This is a genomic window from Prosthecobacter sp., assembly GCF_020439865.1.
Lineage (GTDB): Bacteria > Verrucomicrobiota > Verrucomicrobiia > Verrucomicrobiales > Verrucomicrobiaceae > Prosthecobacter.
This window is the reverse complement of the sequence record NZ_JAGRPF010000089.1, coordinates 1-19,858: the sequence shown is the minus strand read 5'-3', so window position 1 is coordinate 19,858 and position 19,858 is coordinate 1. Positions and strand designations below refer to the sequence as shown.

Sequence of the window (19,858 nt, the reverse complement as noted above, 5' to 3'; positions counted from 1 at the left end):
GAAGGCTCGTTCGGAAGGGCGAAGAGCTGCATCATTCTCTTTCTCAGCGGCGGACCGCCCCAGCATGAGACGTTTGACCCGAAGCCGGATGCGCCGCTGGAGATTCGCGGTGATTTTAAATCGATCCCGACCTCAGTGCCGGGCGTGCATTTTTCGGAAACACTGCCGCGCACGGCGAAACTGATGCACGAGATCGCGGTGATCCGTTCGATGACCACGGGCATCAATGCGCACTCAACCAGCGGGGCGTTCATGCTGACGGGTTACGAACCGGCCACCAAAGCCGAAAGCGTGCCGCCGAGCGGCAATGACTGGCCGAGCATCGCGGCGGTCGTCGGTGCGTTAAAACCGAGCACGCGCTCGCCGTTGTCGTCGGTCGTTTTGCCGGAGCGCATCGAGAACAACGGAAACATCGTGTGGCCAGGGCAGAACGGCGGCTTCATGGGGGCGCCGTGGCATCCGCAGCTCATCAAATGCAATCCGGCGGCGGCGCGGATGCAGATCGAGGGCATGAGCCTGACCGATGGCATGACCGATCTGCGCTTTTCGGAACGTGGCAGCCTGCTGCGACAGATGGACGATCGTTTTCGTGCGTCGCTCGCCAATCCGCTCATCGACGAGGCGGATGCGATGCATCAGCGGGCGTTTGATTTGATCCACTCGGAAGCCAGCCGTTCCGCGCTGGAGATCGAACGTGAACCGGCGGCGATGCGGGATCGTTATGGACGAGGCAAGTTCGGACAGAGCGTGCTGCTGGCACGTCGGCTCGTCGAAGCGGGAACGCGTCTGGTGCAGGTGAACTGGCCGCGCGAACCGGGCGACTTCAGCGCGGGCAGCCCGGTGTGGGACACGCATCAGCGCAACGGCCAGCGCGTGCGCGAGGTGCTCGCGCCGCAGTTTGATGTGGCCTATTCGGCGCTGATCCAGGATTTGAAGTCCCGCGGCCTGCTCGATCAAACGCTCGTCGTGGTGATGGGCGAGTTTGGTCGTTCGCCTACGATCAACAAGAACGGCGGACGCGATCACTGGGGCAACGTGTTCTCCGTGGCGATGGCGGGTGCGGGCATCGCCGGTGGTCAGATCATTGGAACGAGCGACAAGATCGGCGGATATCCAGCGGACCGTCCGGTGCGTCCGCCGAACCTTGCCGCGAGCATTTTTCACCTGCTTGGCATCCATCCCAATCACGAATTCCTTGATCCCATCCAGCGCCCGCGCCTTGTGACGGACTCTGGCGTGCCGTTGCGCGAACTCATCGGCGCCTGACCCTTCTCCAACCATGCGACATCTACTTCTCTCCCTCTTCATCGCCACCGGCCTCGCCGCCGCGGAACTTCCGAAAGAACAACGCATCGTCTTCCTCGGCGATTCGATCACGCAGGGCGGAGCCTATGTCGAGTTCATCGAGGCGGCGCTGATCGCGCAGTATCCGGATTCGGACAAGATCATCATCCCGCTGGGTCTCGCGAGCGAGACGGTTTCTGGCTTGAGCGAGGAAGGGCATGCGGGCGGTAAGTTTCCGCGGCCTGATCTGCATGAGCGTCTCGACCGCGTGCTGGAAAAGACCAAACCGCAGCTCGTCTTCGCCTGTTATGGCATGAACGACGGTATCTACCAGCCGCTCGGCGCGGTGCGCACGAAGGCATTTCAGGACGGCATGAAGAAGCTCCACGAAAAGGTCACAGCCACAGGGGCGCGCATCGTCCACCTCACGCCGCCGGTGTTCGATCCGCTGCCGATCCGCGCCAAGGTGGTTCCTGCGGACAAGGTGGACGGCGGGCATCCGTTCGAGAAATACAACGAGGTCCTCGACTTCTACTCCGACTGGCTGCTCGACATGCGCGAGAAGGCGAAGTGGGAGGTGCTCGACATCCACGGGCCGATGAATGCCGCGCTGGCTGAGAAGCGGAAGACGGATCCCAATTTCTCCTTTGCCAGAGACGGCGTGCATCCCGGTCCCGAAGGTCATCTCATTATGGCGCATGCCGTTCTCGATGCCTGGGGCCTCAAGGTGAAGGCCGATGGCACGCCGGATCATCCAAACGGCGCGGCGATCCTCGCTGCGATCAAAAAGAAGCAGGGCATCCTGCGTCCCGCGTGGTTGAGCTACGTCGGTCACAAGCGTCCCGGAAACGCGCCGGGATTGCCGATGGCGGAAGCGGAGGCGAAGGCCACCGCATTCGATGCCGAGGCGCACAAGCTCGCGAAATCGAAGGAGATCACGTTCCGAAATCAAACCGGTGAGTGGAACGGCTACGCAAAGCACGAACTCACGATCGCAGGCAAGCCGGTGACGGTCGTCGCGCCGAAAATCGCCGCCGCAGGCCGTCCATGGGCGTGGCACGGCGAGTTCTTCGGTCACAAGCCCGCGCCGGACATCGCGCTGCTGGGCAAAGGCTTCCACATTGTTTACATGAAGATCAACGACATGCTTGGCTGCCCCGATGCCGTGAAGTTGTGGAATCAATGCTATGCCGAGTTGACCACGAACTACGGTCTGAGCAAGAAGCCCGCGCTCGTCGGCCTCAGCCGCGGCGGCTTGTACTGCTACAACTGGGCCATCGCGAACCCTGACAAAGTCTCCTGCATCTATGGCGACGCGCCTGTGTGCGATTTCAAGAGCTGGCCCGGCGGCAAGGGCAAAGGCAAGGGCGATCCGCGCAACTGGGGCTTCGTCATGAAACTCTGGGGCTTCAAAGACGAGGCCGAGGCGCTCGCTTACAAGGGCAACCCCGTGGACAGCCTCGCGCCACTCGCCAAGAACCACGTGCCGCTGCTGCATGTCTACGGAGATGCCGATGATGTCGTGCCGTGGGAAGAAAACACCGGCTTGATCGCCTCACGCTACAAAGAACTCGGCGGCGACATCACGCTCATCTGCAAACCCGGCGTCGGCCATCATCCGCACGGCCTTGATGACTCGACACCGATCATCGAATTCATCGAGAAGAACGCGAAGTGATCACGAACACTCATGAAGGCTGCACTGCTTTTTCTGCTGACTGGCTTGGTGAGCATTCGCGCTGCCGCTGAAATCCCCGCGCCGACGATCACGCCAACACTGCGTGCAGTCGATTTGAGCCTCGGGGAGGCTGTGGAAGTCACTTTGGCTGAGCAAAGCGTCGCGAAGGTCAAACTGCTGAAACTCGACGAAAAGGCAGACTCGATGGCCAATGCCGTGCGTGAAGCGAAGGTGCTCGTGGAGGTCAATGGGGAGCAAAAGTGGCTCACAAGCGCGAATTACAACCTCCCACAGCTCGTCGGCGGTGTGCAGATCGACTGCCCGATCACCCGCGGCTACAACGCGAACAGCGGCGAGGACTCGTGGGGGCTCGAAAAGGACGGGCGGCTGCGTCTCTGGCCGAAAGGCTCGCCGTGGATCGAGCCGGGCACGTTTGTGTATCCGCTCAAGCAGCGCTGGTTCGCCACTTCGACGCAGTTCTCCAACGAGCCGACCTACGTCGATGGCGGTGACAAGCCGGACCGGAAGAAGATCTACTATCACAACGACCTCGACTTCGGCGGCTGCGAGGGACTCACGGAGGTCATCGCGGCGACGGACGGCCTCGTCGTGAGTGTTTCGGAGAAGACGCTTCCCGGCTACTCGCTCACGCCCGTGCGTCCACGCTATGATGTGGTCTATCTGCTCGACGAGCGCGGCTGGTATTACCGCTACAGCCACCTTCACACGATTGATCCGGCGATTCAAATGGGCGCACGCGTGAAGATGGGCCAGCGCATCGGCATCCTCGGTAAGGAAGGAGCTAGCGGCGGCTGGACGCATCTGCACTTCGGCATCAAAAGCCGCCAACCCTCCGGCAAATGGGGCACACAGGAGGCCTACGCCTTCGCATGGGAGGCGTATCAGCGCGAAAACAAGCCCGACGTCATAGCCGTGGCCCGTCCGCATCATTTCATCCGCGCCGGCGAGACGATCACGCTCGACGCGTTGAAGTCCTGGTCATCCAGCAGCATCCAAAGTTACGACTGGACCTTCACCGACGGCACCAACGCCTCCGGCGCGAAAATCGAGCGCACCTACACCAAACCCGGTGCCTACAGCGAGATTCTCAAAGTCACCGATGCCGCTGGAAACATCAGCTACGACTTCGCCATCGTCCAAGTGATGGGCAGCGATGAAAAGAACCTGCCACCAACGATTCACCCAACCTTCTGGCCCACAACCGGCCTCAAGCCCGGCACGGAGATCACCTTCAAAGTCCGCACATTCCGCACCACCGGCGGCGAGACGTGGGACTTTGGCGATGGCACGCCGAAAGTGAGCGTGAAGTCGGATGGCAACGCCAAAGCGCTCGCCAAAGACGGCTACGCGGTCACGCAGCACACGTTCTCGAAGCCCGGCGATCACCTTGTCACTGTCGAGCACACCAACGAGCGGGGAGAACGCGCCGTGGGACATTTGTGGGTACGGGTTGAATAAGCTCGAAAGACGGGACGGAGGATTTCGTATTTTGGAAAACGGTATACCAAATGCAGGCCTCTCCTCTCAGTGCTTCACGTTCCGATTCCGCCGCTTCACGGCTGCGGGCGGACATCCTCAGCGGTGCAGCCGAGTCAGGTACATTGCTGGCCGAATCAGCGGTGGCACAGCGCCTGGGCGTAAGCCGCGTGCCGGTGCGTGAGGCTCTGTTCACCCTGGAACGAGAGGGTCTCGTCGAATTCAGCGCGACAGGACGCGCTTTCGTCAAAGAACTCACACCGCAGGATTTTGAAGAACTGTTTGTCCTGCGCCTTGCCCTGGAACCACTGGCGTCACGACTGGCTGCGCCAAATCTCAAGGAATCGACTGCGAGACTGGAAAAGAACCTGGCGGTTACTCGGTGCGCAAAGTCCGTCCAAGAAGTCACCCGTCTCGACCTCGAGTTTCATCAGATCATACTCGAAGCCTCGAGCAATGGACGCCTTTTAAGGCTCTGGCAATCCTTGCGGAGTGAACTGGAACTCTGGTTGGGGCGCCTGCATCGCAGCCATCAGCTCCAGACGCGGGAGACGCTCGTTGAAACCTCCGAAGCCCATGAAATCATCGTGGATTGCTTCAAATCGCAAACTCCTGCAGCCTGTGAGCGTCTGATGAGGGAGCACATCCTCGGGTGGCGCGAATGGCTTCCGCTTTGCTCATGAACAGCGCCTTCCAGAGCTTCATCGTCGCCACACTCGCAATCTCCTCTGCGCGGGCGGAGGACGGCGTGACGTTTTTTGAAGCGAAGGTGCTGCCGGTGCTGCAGCAGCGCTGCTACGAGTGCCATTCGCATGAGAACAAGATCAAAGGCGGGTTGGCGCTCGATTTGAAGAACGGCTGGCAGACGGGTGGCGATCACGGGCCGGCCGTCGTGCCGGGGGATGTGGTGAAGAGCCATCTTGTCGAGGCCGTGCGTTACACGAATCCGGACATGGAGATGCCGCCGAAGGGCAAACTCGCCACGAACGAGATCGAGGTGCTCGAAAAATGGGTCGCAATGGGCGCACCGGACCCGCGTGTGAGTCAGATCGCTGCGAAGGAAGCGAAGACGGTCGACATCGAGGCGGGGAAGAAATTCTGGGCCTTCCAGCCGGTGCGGGATTCCAAGCCGCCTGCCGTGAAGAACACCGCGTGGCCGCTCAATGAAGTGGATCGCTTCATCCTTGCGAAGCAGGAGGCCGCAGGACTTTCACCCGCGCCGGATGCGGATCCGCACACGTGGCTGCGGCGTGTATCGCTCGCTTTGACGGGTTTGCCGCCGACGCCGGAGGAGATTTCTGCTTTTATGTCAGACTTGTCGGACGAGTCGGACAAGTCCGACGCCTACGCCCGCGTGGTGGACCGTCTTCTCAACTCATCGGCCTTCGGCGAACGCTGGGCGCGTCATTGGCTCGATCTTACGGGCTACGCCGACCAGATCGGCACCTCGAACAGCGTCTTCGCCGAGCATGCTTGGCGTTATCGCGATTATGTGATCAGCGCATTTAACAACGACAAGCCCTTCGATCAATTCGTCCGCGAACAGGTCGCCGGCGATCTTCTTCCGGCCAGCTCGCCGGAGAAACGCGCGGAGAACATCATCGCCACCGGCTTTCTCGTGCTTGGTGATGTGGAGATCGTCGCGGTCGACAAACTGAAGATGGAGCACGACCTCGTGGACCAGCAGGTGAGCAAGATCGGCACCGCGTTCCTCGGCATGACGCTCGGCTGCGTGCGCTGTCACGATCACAAGTTCGATCCCATCGCGCAGACCGACTACTACGCGATGGCCGGAATGTTCCGCAGCACCAGCAGCACCTACAAAACAGACAACGGCGTCTGGAGCAGCGTCCACAAACGCGAGCTGCCGGAAACGACGGAACAGAAGTCGCAGCGCGAAAAAGCGGTCGCAGCACATGAAGCACGCATCAAAGCTCTTGAGGCCGAGATCGCCGCCAAAACGGCGGAAAAGGCCGACACGAAGGGAATGAAAGCCGAGATGGAGCATGCGAAGTTCTTCGCGCCCACCGTGGCGAAGGCTTTTGCGGTGCATGATGTCGAAAGGCCCGCTGACATGTGCGTCACCATCCGCGGAAATCCACGGGCGCTGGGCGATGTCGTGAAGCGCGGCGCGTTGCGTGTTGCATCGTGGGCCGAGTTTCCTGCGATCCCGGCGGATCAAAGTGGACGCGCGCAACTGGCCGACTGGCTCGCCGATCCACGCAATCCTCTCACCGCCCGTGTGACCGTGAATCGCATCTGGCAGAAGCTCTTTGGCGAAGGTATCGTGCGCACGGTCGATTATTTCGGCACGCGTGGCGAAAAGCCGACGCATCCGGAGCTTCTCGATCATCTCGCCGCGCAGTTCATGAAGAACGGATGGTCGCAGAAGCGATTGATCCGCGAACTTGTGCTCTCGCGCACCTATCGCCAGTCGAGCAGTGCCGATGCGACCGATGGAAACCGCCTGCTCACCCGCATGAACCGCCCACGCCTCGATGCGGAGGCGATTCGCGATGCAATGCTGGCCATCAGCAACAAACTGGTTCCTTCCGGAGGCGGAACAGCGCTGCCGCTGGAGTTCCCGGAGAACGTGCAAAGCATCAATCCCGGAGCGGTGAATCCGCCAGCATTCAAATTCTCCAAAATGCGCCCCGTTCAAGAATTCGAGCGCACGATTTATCAGCCGGTGATCCGCACCGCCGCGCAACCGGGTTCCGCAAAGCTGCGTGATGTGTTCGACTTCACCCAGCCTGCGCAGATCGCCGGACAGCGTGCCGAGACCGCGGTTCCCACCCAGGCGCTTTTCCTCATCAACAGCGACCTCGTCCGCGCCCGCGCCACCGACATCGCCAAACTCGTGACGCAGGCCGAGCCAAACCCCGGCGCACGTCTCGAATCCCTCTGGCTGCGCATTCTCAGCCGCCCGATCACTAGCGCCGAGCGCGATGATGCCACGCATTTCCTCGACTCACTTCCCACTGACAAAGCGTGGATCGAACTCAGCCATGCGCTGCTCGCCTCGAACGAATTCCTCCTCCGCCTATGAACGCGAATTCATTTCCACTCTCCCGTCGTGCCTGGCTGCGTCAAAGTGCCGCAGGATTTGGCGCGCTGGCGTTGCATGACATCGTGCAGGCGGCGTCGAGTCCGCTGGCGTTGCGTTCGCCAAAGATCCCCGCGAAGGCGAAGCGCGTGATCTTCCTCTTCATGTCCGGCGGACCGTCGCAGCCGGATCTGTTTGATCCGAAGAGCTACATCAAGCGCATGCACGGGCAGACAATCTCCGCGCCGATCAACAAGAACGAGCTGCGTGTGGGCACGGACAAGTTTCTGGCGCTCGCCACGATGGGCGAGGTGCGTCCGCGTGGACAGAGCGGCATGATGATCTCCGATTTGCTGCCACACACGGCGAGCATCGCGGACGAGATCTGCATGCTGCGGGCGATGCATTCGGACAACAATCAGCATCAGCCCGCCGCACTGCAATTTCACACGGGGATCACGGCGGATGTGCGCCCCTCGCTCGGCGCGTGGGTGAGCTACGGCCTCGGCACAGAGAATCAAAACCTGCCGAGCTTTGTCACGATTCATCCGGACAGCGACACGCGGCTCTATGGCGCATCGTTTCTGCCTGCCGCACATCAGGGCACAAAGGTGACGGTGCCGCAGGATGCGAAACAGGCGCCCATCGACTACCTCGCGGACATTTCCGGCGATGCGAAGGCGCAGCGCGCGCGCATCGACTTCACGCAGCGCATGAACAAGCGCCTGCTGGATCATGTCACTGCCGACGCGCAAATGGAAGGCATGATCGAGAGCCTGGAGATCGCCTTCCGCATGCAGACGGCCACGCCGGAACTGGTGGACATCTCGAGCGAATCTGAGGCGACGAAGAAGCTATATGGCGTCGGCAGCAAGGAGTGCGACAAGAACGCCCGTGCCTGCCTGCTCGCGCGTCGTTTGAGCGAAGCCGGCGTGCGCTTTGTGCAGGTGACGATGGGAGGATGGGATCATCACGGTGACATTCGCACCGCATTGCCGAAGAGCTGTGCGGGAACGGATCAGCCCTGTGCTGCTCTGATAAAAGATCTGAAGTCGCGTGGCCTTTTGGAAGACACACTCGTCATCTGGAGCGGCGAATTTGGCCGCACGCCTTGGAGCCAGGATCTCAGCGGCACGTCGCCGATTGAAAAACATGGCCGCGAGCATCAGCCAGAAAGCTTTTGCACATGGCTGGCCGGCGGCGGCATCAAACCGGGACTCACGCATGGTGAGACGGATGAATTCGGCTTCCGCCCGGTCGAGGGTAAAGTGCATCTGCACGATCTGCACGCGACGATCCTGCATCAACTCGGCCTTGATCACGAAAAACTCACCTGGCGGCACATCGGGCGCGATTACCGGCTCACGGATGTGTATGGCAACGTCGTGAAGGAGATTCTGGCATGAGGTGGATGGCGCTGGCTTGTGTGGTGGTCTCGTCGTCTGCGCACGCGGATGTGCGCGCTGTTCTCAAGACGCGTTGCCTCAACTGCCACTCGACCGCGAAGCAGAAGGGCGATCTCGATCTCGAAACCTCGGACATTCACAAGGAGCCGCATGTTTGGGAGAATGTGCTCGACCAGATCGCGATGGGCGAGATGCCGCCGAAGAAGGAGAAGCCGCTCAGCGCGGAGGAGAAAACGCAGCTCGTCGGCTGGGTGCGCGGCACGCTGGATCAGATCGCACTCGCGAGCGCGGGCGATCCGGGGCCGGTGGTGCTGCGGCGCCTCTCGAACATGGAGTACACCTACACCGTGCGCGATCTGACCGGCGTCGATTCGCTCGATCCGGCGAAGGAGTTTCCAGTGGATGGCGCGGCAGGCGAAGGTTTTACGAATGCAGGTGCGGCGCTGGTGATGTCGCCCGCGCTGATCACGAAATACCTCGATGCGGCGAAGGACATCGCGAGTCATGCGGTGCTGACACCGCGAGGCATTCACTTCTCAGCAGGAAACTCATCGCGCGACTGGACTGACGAGACGCTGGCGAAGATTCGCGCGATCTATGCCAAACATACGAGTGTCGGTGAAGGAACGCAGACCACGCTGCAGGGAATCAAGCTCGACACCGGAACGGGCAGTGGTCGTCTGCCGCTCGAGCATTATCTGGATGCGTTGCAAGGACGCGCGAGCCGCGATGGTTTGAGCGAGAAGTATCTCCGCATACTGCGCGACGCACTCACGGGAACGCAGCCGTCTGCGCTGCTGGATCCGTTGCGTGCGAAATTCCGCGAAAAGAAACTCGCCGCCGCCGACATCGAGCCGTGGCAGCAGGTTTTGTGGCGATTCGCGACTGTGGGCCACATTGGCAAGCAAAACGGCCCGAAGGCATGGCAGGAACCGGTGACACCGCTCGTGCCGCAGCATGAGATGCGCGTCAAACTCACCGGCGAACGCGATGTGACGCTCTATTTGACCACGACCGACGCTGGCGATGGCAACGCGGATGACGACGTGATCTGGGAGAATGCACGTCTCGTCGCTCCCGGGCGGCCGGATCTGCCGATCAGCGGCCTTCCCGCGTTGGTGAAGCATTTGGAAGTGCAGCGAGCCAAAATCATCGCGAACACGGAGAAGTGTCTGAATGCCATCGCGACCGGCAAAGACGACGTGGATGCCGATCTGCTCGTCGCATGGCGGGAGTATCTCGGCTACGGCACGACGAAGCTCGAACCGTTGCTCACGAAGCAGCTCAAAAGCACGCCGGACTACAACTTCATCCAAGGCTGGCAGGGCGAGCAGGCGCTCGGTGTGCTGGCGAACTCGTCCGATGCCACCGTGCGCATTCCGGGCGTGATGAAAGCACACAGCGTTGCCACGCATCCTTCGCCGAAGCTCGCATCGGTGATCGCCTGGCGCAGTCCAATCGCTGTCACGCTGCGCATTCAGGGCGATGTGGCCGACGCGCATCCCGAGTGCGGCAATGGTGTAACCTGGGCGATCGAAGTGCGTCGCGGCCATACGAGCGAAGTGCTCGCCAGCGGTGTGTCGAAGGGCGCGACCGTGCTGCCGATGGGCCCGTTTGAAAACGTGCGCGTCGAAGCCGGACAGGTCGTCGCTCTCGTGATCGGGCCGCGTGATGGCAATCACTCCTGCGATCTCACGGCGGTGAATCTCAAACTCAGCGACGGCAAGAAGACCTGGGATCTCGCGAAGGATGTTTCGCCGAACATTCTGGCCGGCAATCCGCACGGTGCGTGGCATTTCCTCAGCCAGCCCGCCACGCTCGAAGCCGCGTCCGATGTGCCCGCGCCGATCGCGGAGTGGCGGAAGAAGCCTTCGGCGGAGCTTGCCGCGAAAGTGCGCGAGTATTTGGAAAAGGACTTTCCGCTGAACAGCCCGCTGCTGCGTTCGTTTTTGTCGGACCGGTCGGACTCGTCTGACAAGTCGGACATTAGGGCTAAAGCACCTTCAGTCATTGAAGTGAAGATTCCCGCCGCGCTCGCCAACGGCACGGAATTCGTCGTCACCGGCAAGCTCGCGTCAAAGACCGGCAGCGTGCAAATGCGTGTGCTCACCGAGAAGCCGGACACGGCGCAGAGCCTTGTGGCCGGCAAATCCGAGTCGGCGTTGAAGAGCGGCCAGTGGAGTGACAACAATCTCGTCACGCAGCACAGCGCGCCGATCATCGTGAATGATGGCAGCGAGGCGCGTCGCCGGTTTGAAGCCGCCTTCGATGAGTTTCGCACACTGTTTCCCATCGCGCTGTGCTATGCGCGCATCGTGCCGGTGGACGAGGTGGTCACGCTGACCTTGTTTTATCGGGAGGACGAGCCTTTGAAGCGTCTGATGCTCGATGACGCCGAGGAGCGCGAGCTAGATCGTCTGTGGGACGAATTGCGTTTCGTGAGTGAATGGCCGCTGAAGCAAGTGGACGTGTTTGAGCAGCTTTTCCAGTTCGCCACGCAGGACGCGAAGCCGAGCGCCTTCGAGCCGATGCGTCAGCCGATCCTGCAGGATGCGCAGCTCTTCAAAACGCAGCTCGTCGAGGCCGAGCCGCGGCAGTTGCAGGCCGTGCTCGACTTTGCCACGCAGGCCTGGCGCCGTCCGCTGCGCGATGCTGAGCAGAGCGAACTGCGCACGCTTTATCAAAAGCTGCGCTCCCAGGACCTTCCGCATGCCAAGGCCGTGCGTCTCATGCTGGCACGCGTGCTGGTAGCGCCGGCATTTTTGTATCGTGGAGAAAAACCTGCCTCGGGGCCAAAGGCATCGCCCGTGAACGACTGGGAGCTCGCCACGCGCCTGAGCTACTTCCTCTGGTCGTCCGCACCGGATGAGGAGCTTCGCCGGATCGCTGCTTCAGGTCAGTTACGGGATCAAATCGCCTCGCAGGCAGCGCGCATGATGAAGAGCGACAAGATCCGCCGTCTCGCCACCGAGTTCGGCTGCCAGTGGCTGCATGTGCGCGATGTCGCGACGCTCGATGAGAAGAGCGAGCGGCATTTCCCCACCTTCGCCAGCGTGCGCGAGGACATGCAGGAGGAAGTCACCCGTTTCTTCATCGACCTGTTTCAAAACGATCGCAGCGTTCTCACGCTGCTCGATTCGGATCACAGCTTCATCAACGCCAACCTCGCGAAGCATTATGGATTCGACATGAAAGACGATGACTGGCGGCGCATCGACGGTCTGCACGGCAAAGGCCGCGGCGGCATTCTCGGTTTCGCGGCAACGCTCGCCAAACAATCCGGAGCCTCGCGCAACAGCGCCATCCTGCGCGGCACATGGCTCAGCGAGGTCATTCTGGGCGACAAGCTGCCCATTCCGCCCAAGGGCGTGCCCGTGTTGCCGGATGAACCACCTGCGGGTCTCACCGAGCGCCAGCTCATCGAACGTCACAGCCGCGATGAGAACTGCGCGGGATGCCACAAACGCATCGACCCCTTCGGCTTCGCACTCGAGGGCTTCGACGCCATCGGACGTGCCCGCAAAGCGGATACGAAGACCACCTTGCCCGACGGCACGGTTGTCGATGGTCTCGCCGATCTGCGCCATTACCTGCTCACCACGCGCCGCGACGATTTTCTGCGCCAGTTTTGCCGCAAGCTCGTCGGCTACGCGCTCGGCCGCAGCACGCAGCTATCTGACAAGCCGCTGATCGAATCGATGATGAAAGTCGAAGGTCAAAAGATCGGCGGCATGATCGAGTTGATCATCTGCAGCCCGCAGTTCCGCGAGGTGCGCGGGAAAGATTTCATCGCCAACCACTGATTCATCACCATGCATTTCCATCGCTTCTCACGTCGAGCCTTCCTGCGCGGGACGGGCGTCACCATGGCGCTGCCGTGGATGGAGTCCGTCAATGTCTGGGGCGATGAGCCGAAGAAGAACAAGCCTGCGAGCGAGGCGCCGGTGCGGTTGTGCGTGACGTTCTCGGGCAACGGCTTCCAGTCGAAGGAATGGTGGGCGAAGGGCGAGGGCAAGGCGATGGAACTGGGCAAAGTGCTCGCGCCGTTGCACGAGTTTCGCGACAAGCTGCTGTTCGTGCGCGGCTTGTATCACGAAGAAGCGCGGAAGGGAAACATCCACTCGTCGCAGACCGGGAACATGCTCTCCGGTGCGCCGATTGCATCCGGCGGCGAGATTCGCTCCGGCACGAGCTTCGATCAGTTGCTGGCACAGACCTATGGGCGCAGCACGAAGGTGCCGAGCCTGGTGCTCGCGTGCGAGAAGTCGAATCCGTCGGTGCATAAAAACTACTCGATGCTCTACAGCTCGCACATTTCGTGGAGTTCGCCAACAACACCGACGCCGCTGGAGCTTTATCCGGCTCTCGCATTTGACCGTCTCTTCAAAGACGAGGCATCGCCAGCAGACAAGAGCGTGCTGGATGCCGTCTTGGCCGATGCGCAGGATTTGCGGCGCGGCATCAGCGCCAGCGATCAGCGCAAGCTCGACGAATACCTCGACAGTGTGCGCGATGTGGAGAAGCGCATCGAAAACGCGGGCAAGCGCGGTGAGCTGCAGGGCTGGCGTCCAACGTTGAGCAAACCGAACATCCAACGGCCCGCCAACGGCATTCCGCAGGACATCGGCGAGCACATGCGACTGATGATGGACCTCGTGGCGATCGGATTTCAGACCGACACGACGCGTATCAGCACGCTGAAGCTCAACAACGATCACAGCGCCCTGCGTTTCCCCAATCTGCCGAGCGTGCAGCAGGCCGGGCACGGTATCGACTACATGATCCATCATTTGCTTTCGCACAGTGACGGTGAGGACTACCTGAAGGTGAATCAGTTCTTCATGGAGCAGCTCGCCTACCTTGCCCGCAAGCTCGCCGCGATTCAGGAAGGCCCGCGCACGTTGCTGGACAACACGATGATCATGCACTGCTCTAGCATGATGGTCGGCGCGAAGCACAACAACGACGAGCTGCCCGTCATCGTGCTCGGTGGCGCGGCTGGACGGCTCAAGGGCGGTCGTGTGATCGACTACAAGGACAAGCCCGATCGCCAGCTCTGTCGTCTGTTCATGTCCATGATGGACAAGATGGACGTGCGGCCCAAGACGTTCGGTGATGCGAAGCAGATGCTGGAGGAAGTTTGACGCACCCCACGAAAGTGAGGGTCGGTGCTGGCAAAAGGCGGAGACCCGTGTCGTATTGGTGCGATGTCTTTGTTTACGCGCCTTTTCCTTCTCAGTTTGTGTGTCTCCGCCGCCAGCGCCGCCGTGGTGCGCGTGGAGGTTTTGGAACGTTCCGATATAGCGAAGACGGACTATGAGCAGATCGTCGGCAAACTGCATTTCGAGATCGATCCGAAGCTGCCGAGCAATGCGGTCATCGCCGACGTCGGGCTGGCACCGGTGAATGCGGCGGGAAAAGTGAGCTTCTCCTCGGATCTGCGTGTGTTGAAGCCGAAAGATCCGGCTCGCAGCAATGGCGCGGCCTGGGTGGAGATCCCAAACCGCGGTGGCAAGGCCTCGGCGAGCGACTGGGTCGTGAAGCATGGATTCACCGTGCTGAATGTCGGCTGGGAGTTCGACGTGCCGGCGCAGGGCGGCAAAATGAGCATCGAGGTGCCCGCAGCGCGGAACAAGGATGGGAGCGCGATCCGCGGAGTCGTCAGCGCGGTCTTCACTCCGGACAAACGCATCGACGAGCACACGATCACCGATCTGGCCGACTATCCGGCCGTGGACATCAATGGTGCGGACAGCAAATTGATCGTGCGGACGCGCATGGCGTATCCGGGTGGCGAGGCGATTCCGCGCAAGCAGTGGAGTCTGAACGGAAATCGCATCCGTCTGGCGGGCGGATTTGAACCGGGGAAGACGTATGAGGTGTTTTATCTCGCCGAAGCGCCGCCGGTGGCCGGGCTGGGTTATGCAGCGATTCGCGATGCCGTGGCGTGGCTGAAGCACGATGCGACCTCGCTTGCGAATGTGAAGCATGCGTATGCGTTCGGCTCATCGCAGTGCGGGCGTTTCCTGCGCGACTTCCTGTATCTGGGATTCAACACCGATGAGCAGGACCGTCAGGCGCTGGATGGCGTGATGGCGCATGTCGCGGGTGCCGGACGATTGGTGTTCAATCAGCGCTGGTCTACACCGCGCGGTCTGGCGGGCTTTTACACGGCGTCTTATCCGTTCGCGGACACGGCGCAGGCGGATGCGGTAAGCGGACACTCGGAAGGCATTTTGGAAAACACGCGTGTGAAGCACGCGCCCAAAATCTTCTACACCAACACGGCGGCCGAATACTGGGGCGCAGGCCGCGTGGCGGCGCTGACTCACACCACGCCGGATGGAACCAAAGACATCGCGTTTCCGCAGAACGTGCGGTCCTACTTCTTCTCAGGCACCCAGCACGGCCCGTCGAGCTTTCCGCCCACGGCGCAGGCGAAGGACGCGCCGCTGGCGAATCCGGTCAACTTCAACCCCGTGCTCATCGCGCTGCGTCTGGCGATGCATCGCTGGGTGACGGAAGGCATCGCACCACCGCCGAGCGTTTATCCGAAACTCAGCGACGGCACGCTTGTGCCAGCGGCGAAAGTGCAGTTCCCCAAACTGCCACGCATGGGCGATCCAAGCACGCTGAAGGCCGGGGGCCGCGTGCGCAATCCGCAGTGGGCGGATGGTGCGGGCGAAGGCACGGAACTGCCGTTGCTCGTGCCTCAGGTGGACGCGGACGGGAACGATGTCCCGGGCATTCGCCTGCCCGATGTCGCCGTGCCGCTGGGTACGGCGACGGGCTGGGTGTTTCGATCCGAGTCGCAAGGTTCGCCGCATGAGCCGGTGTTGCTGCGCGGTGCTTGGGTTCCCTTCGCCGCACATGCGGGCTCAGATGATCCGCGTCCGACACTCGACCAACGTTATGCGTCCAAGGAAGCCTATCTGGCGAAGGTGAAGGATGTTTTGACCAAGCTCATCAGTGAGCGCTTCCTGAGCGAGGACGATCTCGAACCCCAGCTCAAGCAGGCCGGCGAACGTTGGGACTGGGTGACGCGTGAGCCCGCTCAGTGATCGAAAGCTTTCACCATCCATCTCCCTTATGATCCGTCCTCTTATCGCATCCATCGTTTTCGTCTGTTCTGCCATCCACGCATCGGCGCAAAGCAAAGTGCTCTTCCTCGGCAACAGCATCACGAAGCACGGACCGAAGGCCGACATCGGCTGGTCAGGAAACTGGGGCATGGCAGCGAGCGCGGAGTCGAAGGACTACGTGCATCTCGTCACGAAAGCGCTCGCCGAGAAATCCGGTGCCGCACCCGAGGTGATGGTGAAGAACATCGCGGACTTTGAGAGAGCCTATGCAGACTATGATTTCGCGGCGAAGCAAAAAGAGGCCGTCGATTTTCATGCCGATCTGATCATCCTCGCCATCGGCGAAAACGTGCCCGGTTTGAAGACGCCCGAGGACAAAGCGAAGCTGCAGGAGGCCGTCACGAAGCTGATCACCGCACTGAAGGGCGATCGCAGCCCCACGATTCTCGTGCGCAGTTGTTTCTGGGCCAACGCAGCCAAGGATGAGGCGCTGAAGGGAGCCTGCGACGCTGTCGGCGGCATCTACGTGGACATCAGCGCCCTCGGCAAAGACGAGAAGAACTTCGGACGCTCCGAGCGACCGTTCAAACACGCGGGTGTCGCCAATCATCCCGGAGATCGCGGCATGGAGGCGATCGCCGCGTCGCTGGTGAAAGCGCTGAGCGAATCCCATGTGACCAAAGAGAAGTGATGCCTCAGGCCAACTCGTCGGTCTGCGGCGCATGTCTTCGGCAAGTTCCAATAGCTTTATCAATCATCGTTTGCCTCGGCATCGGGGCCTTTTAGCGTTGCGTACGCATGAGTGCCCCCCAACCTGTTTCCGCTGACATTGAAACATCCTTCGCCTCCTACCGGCAGAGAATGGAGGTCGCTGGCCTCAGCGAGTCTGCGATCCGTGCCTTTCGCGGCAGCTACGCAGCACTGCTGGCGGGCGAGACGGGGATGATTCCTGAAAACACGATCAAGCCCGCGGAGGAACTGCCGCTGGCCGACGCGCTCACCCCGCCGGACGCGGAACGTGCTTCGGCGCTGCTGAAGCAAACCGTGCTCATCAAACTCAACGGTGGTCTCGGCACGGGCATGGGATTGGAAAAGGCGAAGTCCCTGCTGCCTGTGCGTGGCGATGACACGTTCCTGGATTTGATCGCCAAACAGGTGTTGCGGTTGCGTGCCCAGACCGGTGGCGAGGTGCCGCAGTTCATGCTGATGAACAGCTTCAGCACCTCGGTCGACACGGCAGCGCATTTGGACGCGCGGTTTCCGCAGCTCGGCGGACGCGACACTTGGGAGTTGATGCAAAACAAGGTGCCCAAAGTGCTCGCGGGTTCTCTCGAGCCTGCGACATGGACGGCCAATCCCGAACAGGAATGGTGCCCGCCCGGCCATGGCGACATCTATGCCTGCCTCGCAGGTTCCGGCTGGCTGGACCGCCTGCTTGATAGCGGTGTGCGGTATGCCTTTGTGTCGAACTCCGACAACCTCGGTGCCACGCTCGATCCTGCGATCCTCGCGTGGTTCGCCGACAGCGGCATGTCCTTTGCGATGGAGGTCACACGCCGCACCGAGTCGGATAAAAAAGGCGGTCATCTCGCCGTGCGCCTGCGTGACGGAAGGTTCCTCCTGCGTGAGTCAGCCCAGTGTCTCAAGGCCGACGAGTACCACTTCCAGAGCATCGATACGCATCGCTACTTCAACACGAACAACCTCTGGATCGACCTGCAGGCTCTCAAAACCACGCTGGATGCCAATGACGGCCTCATCCCGCTGCCGCCGATCATGAACAAGAAGACGATCGATCCTCGCGATCCCACCTCGCCGGCGGTCATTCAGCTGGAGACGGCGATGGGCGCCGCCATCGAATGTTTCGAAGGCGCGGGCGCCATCGAGGTTTCACGCCTGCGCTTTGCACCGGTTAAGACCACCAGCGATCTGCTCGCGGTGCGTTCGGACGCCTATGAACTGACAGATGACTTCTGCCTGCGACTGCACCCCGACCGCAAAGGCCAGCCACCGCACCTCCATCTCGATCAGAAACTCTGCAAGCTGGTGGACGGTCTGGAACAGAACTTCCCGCACACGCCCAGCCTCCTCCATTGCCAGAGCCTGCTCGTGCACGGCCCGGTGGAATGTGGCCCCGGCGTGATCTTCCAGGGGGAAGTGGTGATTCATAATCACAGCAGCAACCCCGTAAGGTTGCAGGCCGGAGTTTACGAAGGAACGGTGGGCGTGAACTGATGCTGGAGACCCCAAGGGAGGCTCTACCCCACTAAAGTGGGGGGCATTTTGCCAATTTTTGCGTCCAAACCCGGGTTCGTCGGACCTTATTAAGGTAGAATGAACCGCCCCCGATTCTCCCATGCCCTGTTTTTGCTCACCAGCCTCGCGGCTGGAGCGACGTTTGCCGCCGATGCTGACGCGCAGCGGTCGGCGATGACGTTTTTCGAGAACGAGGTGCGGCCGATTCTGGTGAAGCGCTGCTACGACTGCCACAGCAAGACGAAACAGAAGGGCGGACTGCGGGTGGACCACATCGGATTCCTGAAGAGCGGCGGCGATACGGGGCCGGCGTTGATCCCTGGTCATCCGGAGAAGTCGGCATTGATCGAGGCCATTCTCTACAAGGACGAGGACTTCCAAATGCCGCCGAAAAACAACGGCGGCAAAATGCCGGACGCGGAGATCGCCGTGCTGGAGAAGTGGATCAAAATCGGCGCGCCATGGCCGGAAGACAGCGCCAACAAGGTGGTGGTGACCGAGGGCGGCTTCACGGAAGCGCAGCGGAACTATTGGTTCTTCCAGCCGGTGAGAAAGGTGTCACCGCCCCAGGTGAAGAGCGCCTGGGTGCGCAATGACATCGACCGCTTCATCGTGGCGAAGCAGGCGGAGATGAAACTCGATCCGTCGCCGGAAGCGGATCGTCACGAGCTGGTGCGCCGTGTTTATTTCGACCTGCATGGCCTGCCGCCGACGAAGGAGCAGATCGACGCCTTCGTGAACGACAAGGATCCGCGGGCCTACGAGAAGCTGATCGACGGACTGCTCGCGAGCCCGCGCTACGGTGAACGTTGGGCGCAGCACTGGCTCGATCTTGTGCGCTACGCGGAGAGCGATGGTTACAACGCAGATGCGTATCGTCCGTCGGTGTGGCCGTATCGCGACTACGTCATCAAATCGCTCAACGACGACAAGCCGTATGACCAGTTCGTCAAAGAGCAGCTCGCGGGTGATGAAATCGCGCCCAACGATCCGAATGTGCTCATCGCCACCGCGTATCTGCGTCATCCGGTTTATGAATGGAACCAGCGCGACGCACGCGGCCAGTGGGACATCATTCTCACCGACATGACGGACACGACGGGCGAGCTCTTCCTCGGCCTGAGCATGGGCTGCGCGCACTGCCACAACCACAAGTTCGATCCCATCCTGCAGAAGGACTACTATCGCCTGCGCGCCTTCCTGGCGCCGGTGAAATGGCGCGACGACCTCACGCTCGCGACGCCGGCGGAGAAGAAGGCTTTCAATGAGCAGCAGGCCAAATGGGAAGCCGCCACGGCAGAGATTCGCGCCAAGATGGATGCGCTGACCAAGCCCTTGCTCGAGCCCAAGGTCGAACGCGCATTGACCCGCTTCACCGACGATCTTCAGGCGATGGTGCGCAAACCGAAGCCCGAACGCGACGCCTTGGAAGATCAGCTTGCGGGCTTGGTGGAACGGCAGATGACGCACGAGCGCACGACCTTTGACCCGATGAAGAGTCTCAAGACCGATGAGCAGAAGGCCGAATACAAGGCGCTGGAGGAGGAGCTCAAGAAATTCGACAACCTCAAGCCCAAGCCGCTGATGGAAGCCTTCGTGGCGACCGATG

The 19,858-nt window shown here is 61.2% G+C and carries 12 protein-coding genes; all 12 read left to right on the top strand.

What is annotated here, in order from left to right:
* Positions 1-1,266 (top strand): DUF1501 domain-containing protein (locus KDL09_RS09770; RefSeq protein WP_294384308.1); only part of this gene is annotated, 1,266 nt, incomplete at its 5' end.
* Positions 1,267-1,279: 13 nt separating this feature from the next.
* Complete coding sequence (locus KDL09_RS09765; RefSeq protein WP_294384306.1) at positions 1,280-2,962, top strand: SGNH/GDSL hydrolase family protein; 1,683 nt, start codon at positions 1,280-1,282, stop codon at positions 2,960-2,962.
* Between the two features lie 12 nt (positions 2,963-2,974).
* Positions 2,975-4,441 (top strand): PKD domain-containing protein, encoded by a 1,467-nt coding sequence (locus tag KDL09_RS09760; RefSeq protein WP_294384305.1) that lies wholly within the window; start codon positions 2,975-2,977, stop codon positions 4,439-4,441.
* A gap of 50 nt (positions 4,442-4,491) precedes the next feature.
* Positions 4,492-5,142: a GntR family transcriptional regulator gene (locus KDL09_RS09755; RefSeq protein WP_294384304.1), complete on the top strand. Its 651-nt coding sequence runs from the start codon at positions 4,492-4,494 to the stop codon at positions 5,140-5,142.
* On the top strand, positions 5,139-7,508 hold the full coding sequence (locus KDL09_RS09750; RefSeq protein WP_294384303.1) for a PSD1 and planctomycete cytochrome C domain-containing protein: 2,370 nt from the start codon (positions 5,139-5,141) through the stop codon (positions 7,506-7,508). Before KDL09_RS09755 ends, KDL09_RS09750 begins: the two co-directional genes overlap by 4 nt.
* On the top strand, positions 7,505-8,911 hold the full coding sequence (locus KDL09_RS09745; RefSeq protein WP_294384302.1) for a DUF1501 domain-containing protein: 1,407 nt from the start codon (positions 7,505-7,507) through the stop codon (positions 8,909-8,911). Before KDL09_RS09750 ends, KDL09_RS09745 begins: the two co-directional genes overlap by 4 nt.
* 50 nt (positions 8,912-8,961) lie before the next feature.
* Entirely contained in the window at positions 8,962-12,714 is a 3,753-nt protein-coding gene (locus KDL09_RS09740) for a DUF1592 domain-containing protein (protein WP_294384301.1), read from the top strand.
* 9 nt (positions 12,715-12,723) lie between these two features.
* Positions 12,724-14,055: a DUF1552 domain-containing protein gene (locus tag KDL09_RS09735; RefSeq protein WP_294384300.1), complete on the top strand. Its 1,332-nt coding sequence runs from the start codon at positions 12,724-12,726 to the stop codon at positions 14,053-14,055.
* Positions 14,056-14,118: 63 nt separating this feature from the next.
* Entirely contained in the window at positions 14,119-15,972 is a 1,854-nt protein-coding gene (locus tag KDL09_RS09730; protein ID WP_294384299.1) for an alpha/beta hydrolase domain-containing protein, read from the top strand.
* Positions 15,973-16,000: 28 nt separating this feature from the next.
* Positions 16,001-16,684 carry an SGNH/GDSL hydrolase family protein gene (locus KDL09_RS09725; RefSeq protein WP_294384298.1) on the top strand — a complete coding sequence of 228 codons (684 nt, stop codon included), beginning with the start codon at positions 16,001-16,003 and terminating at the stop codon, positions 16,682-16,684.
* Between the two features lie 107 nt (positions 16,685-16,791).
* Positions 16,792-18,228 carry a UTP--glucose-1-phosphate uridylyltransferase gene (locus KDL09_RS09720; protein ID WP_294384296.1) on the top strand — a complete coding sequence of 479 codons (1,437 nt, stop codon included), beginning with the start codon at positions 16,792-16,794 and terminating at the stop codon, positions 18,226-18,228.
* A gap of 99 nt (positions 18,229-18,327) precedes the next feature.
* Positions 18,328-19,858: DUF1549 domain-containing protein (locus KDL09_RS09715; protein ID WP_294384294.1), on the top strand; the 1,531-nt coding region annotated here is incomplete at its 3' end.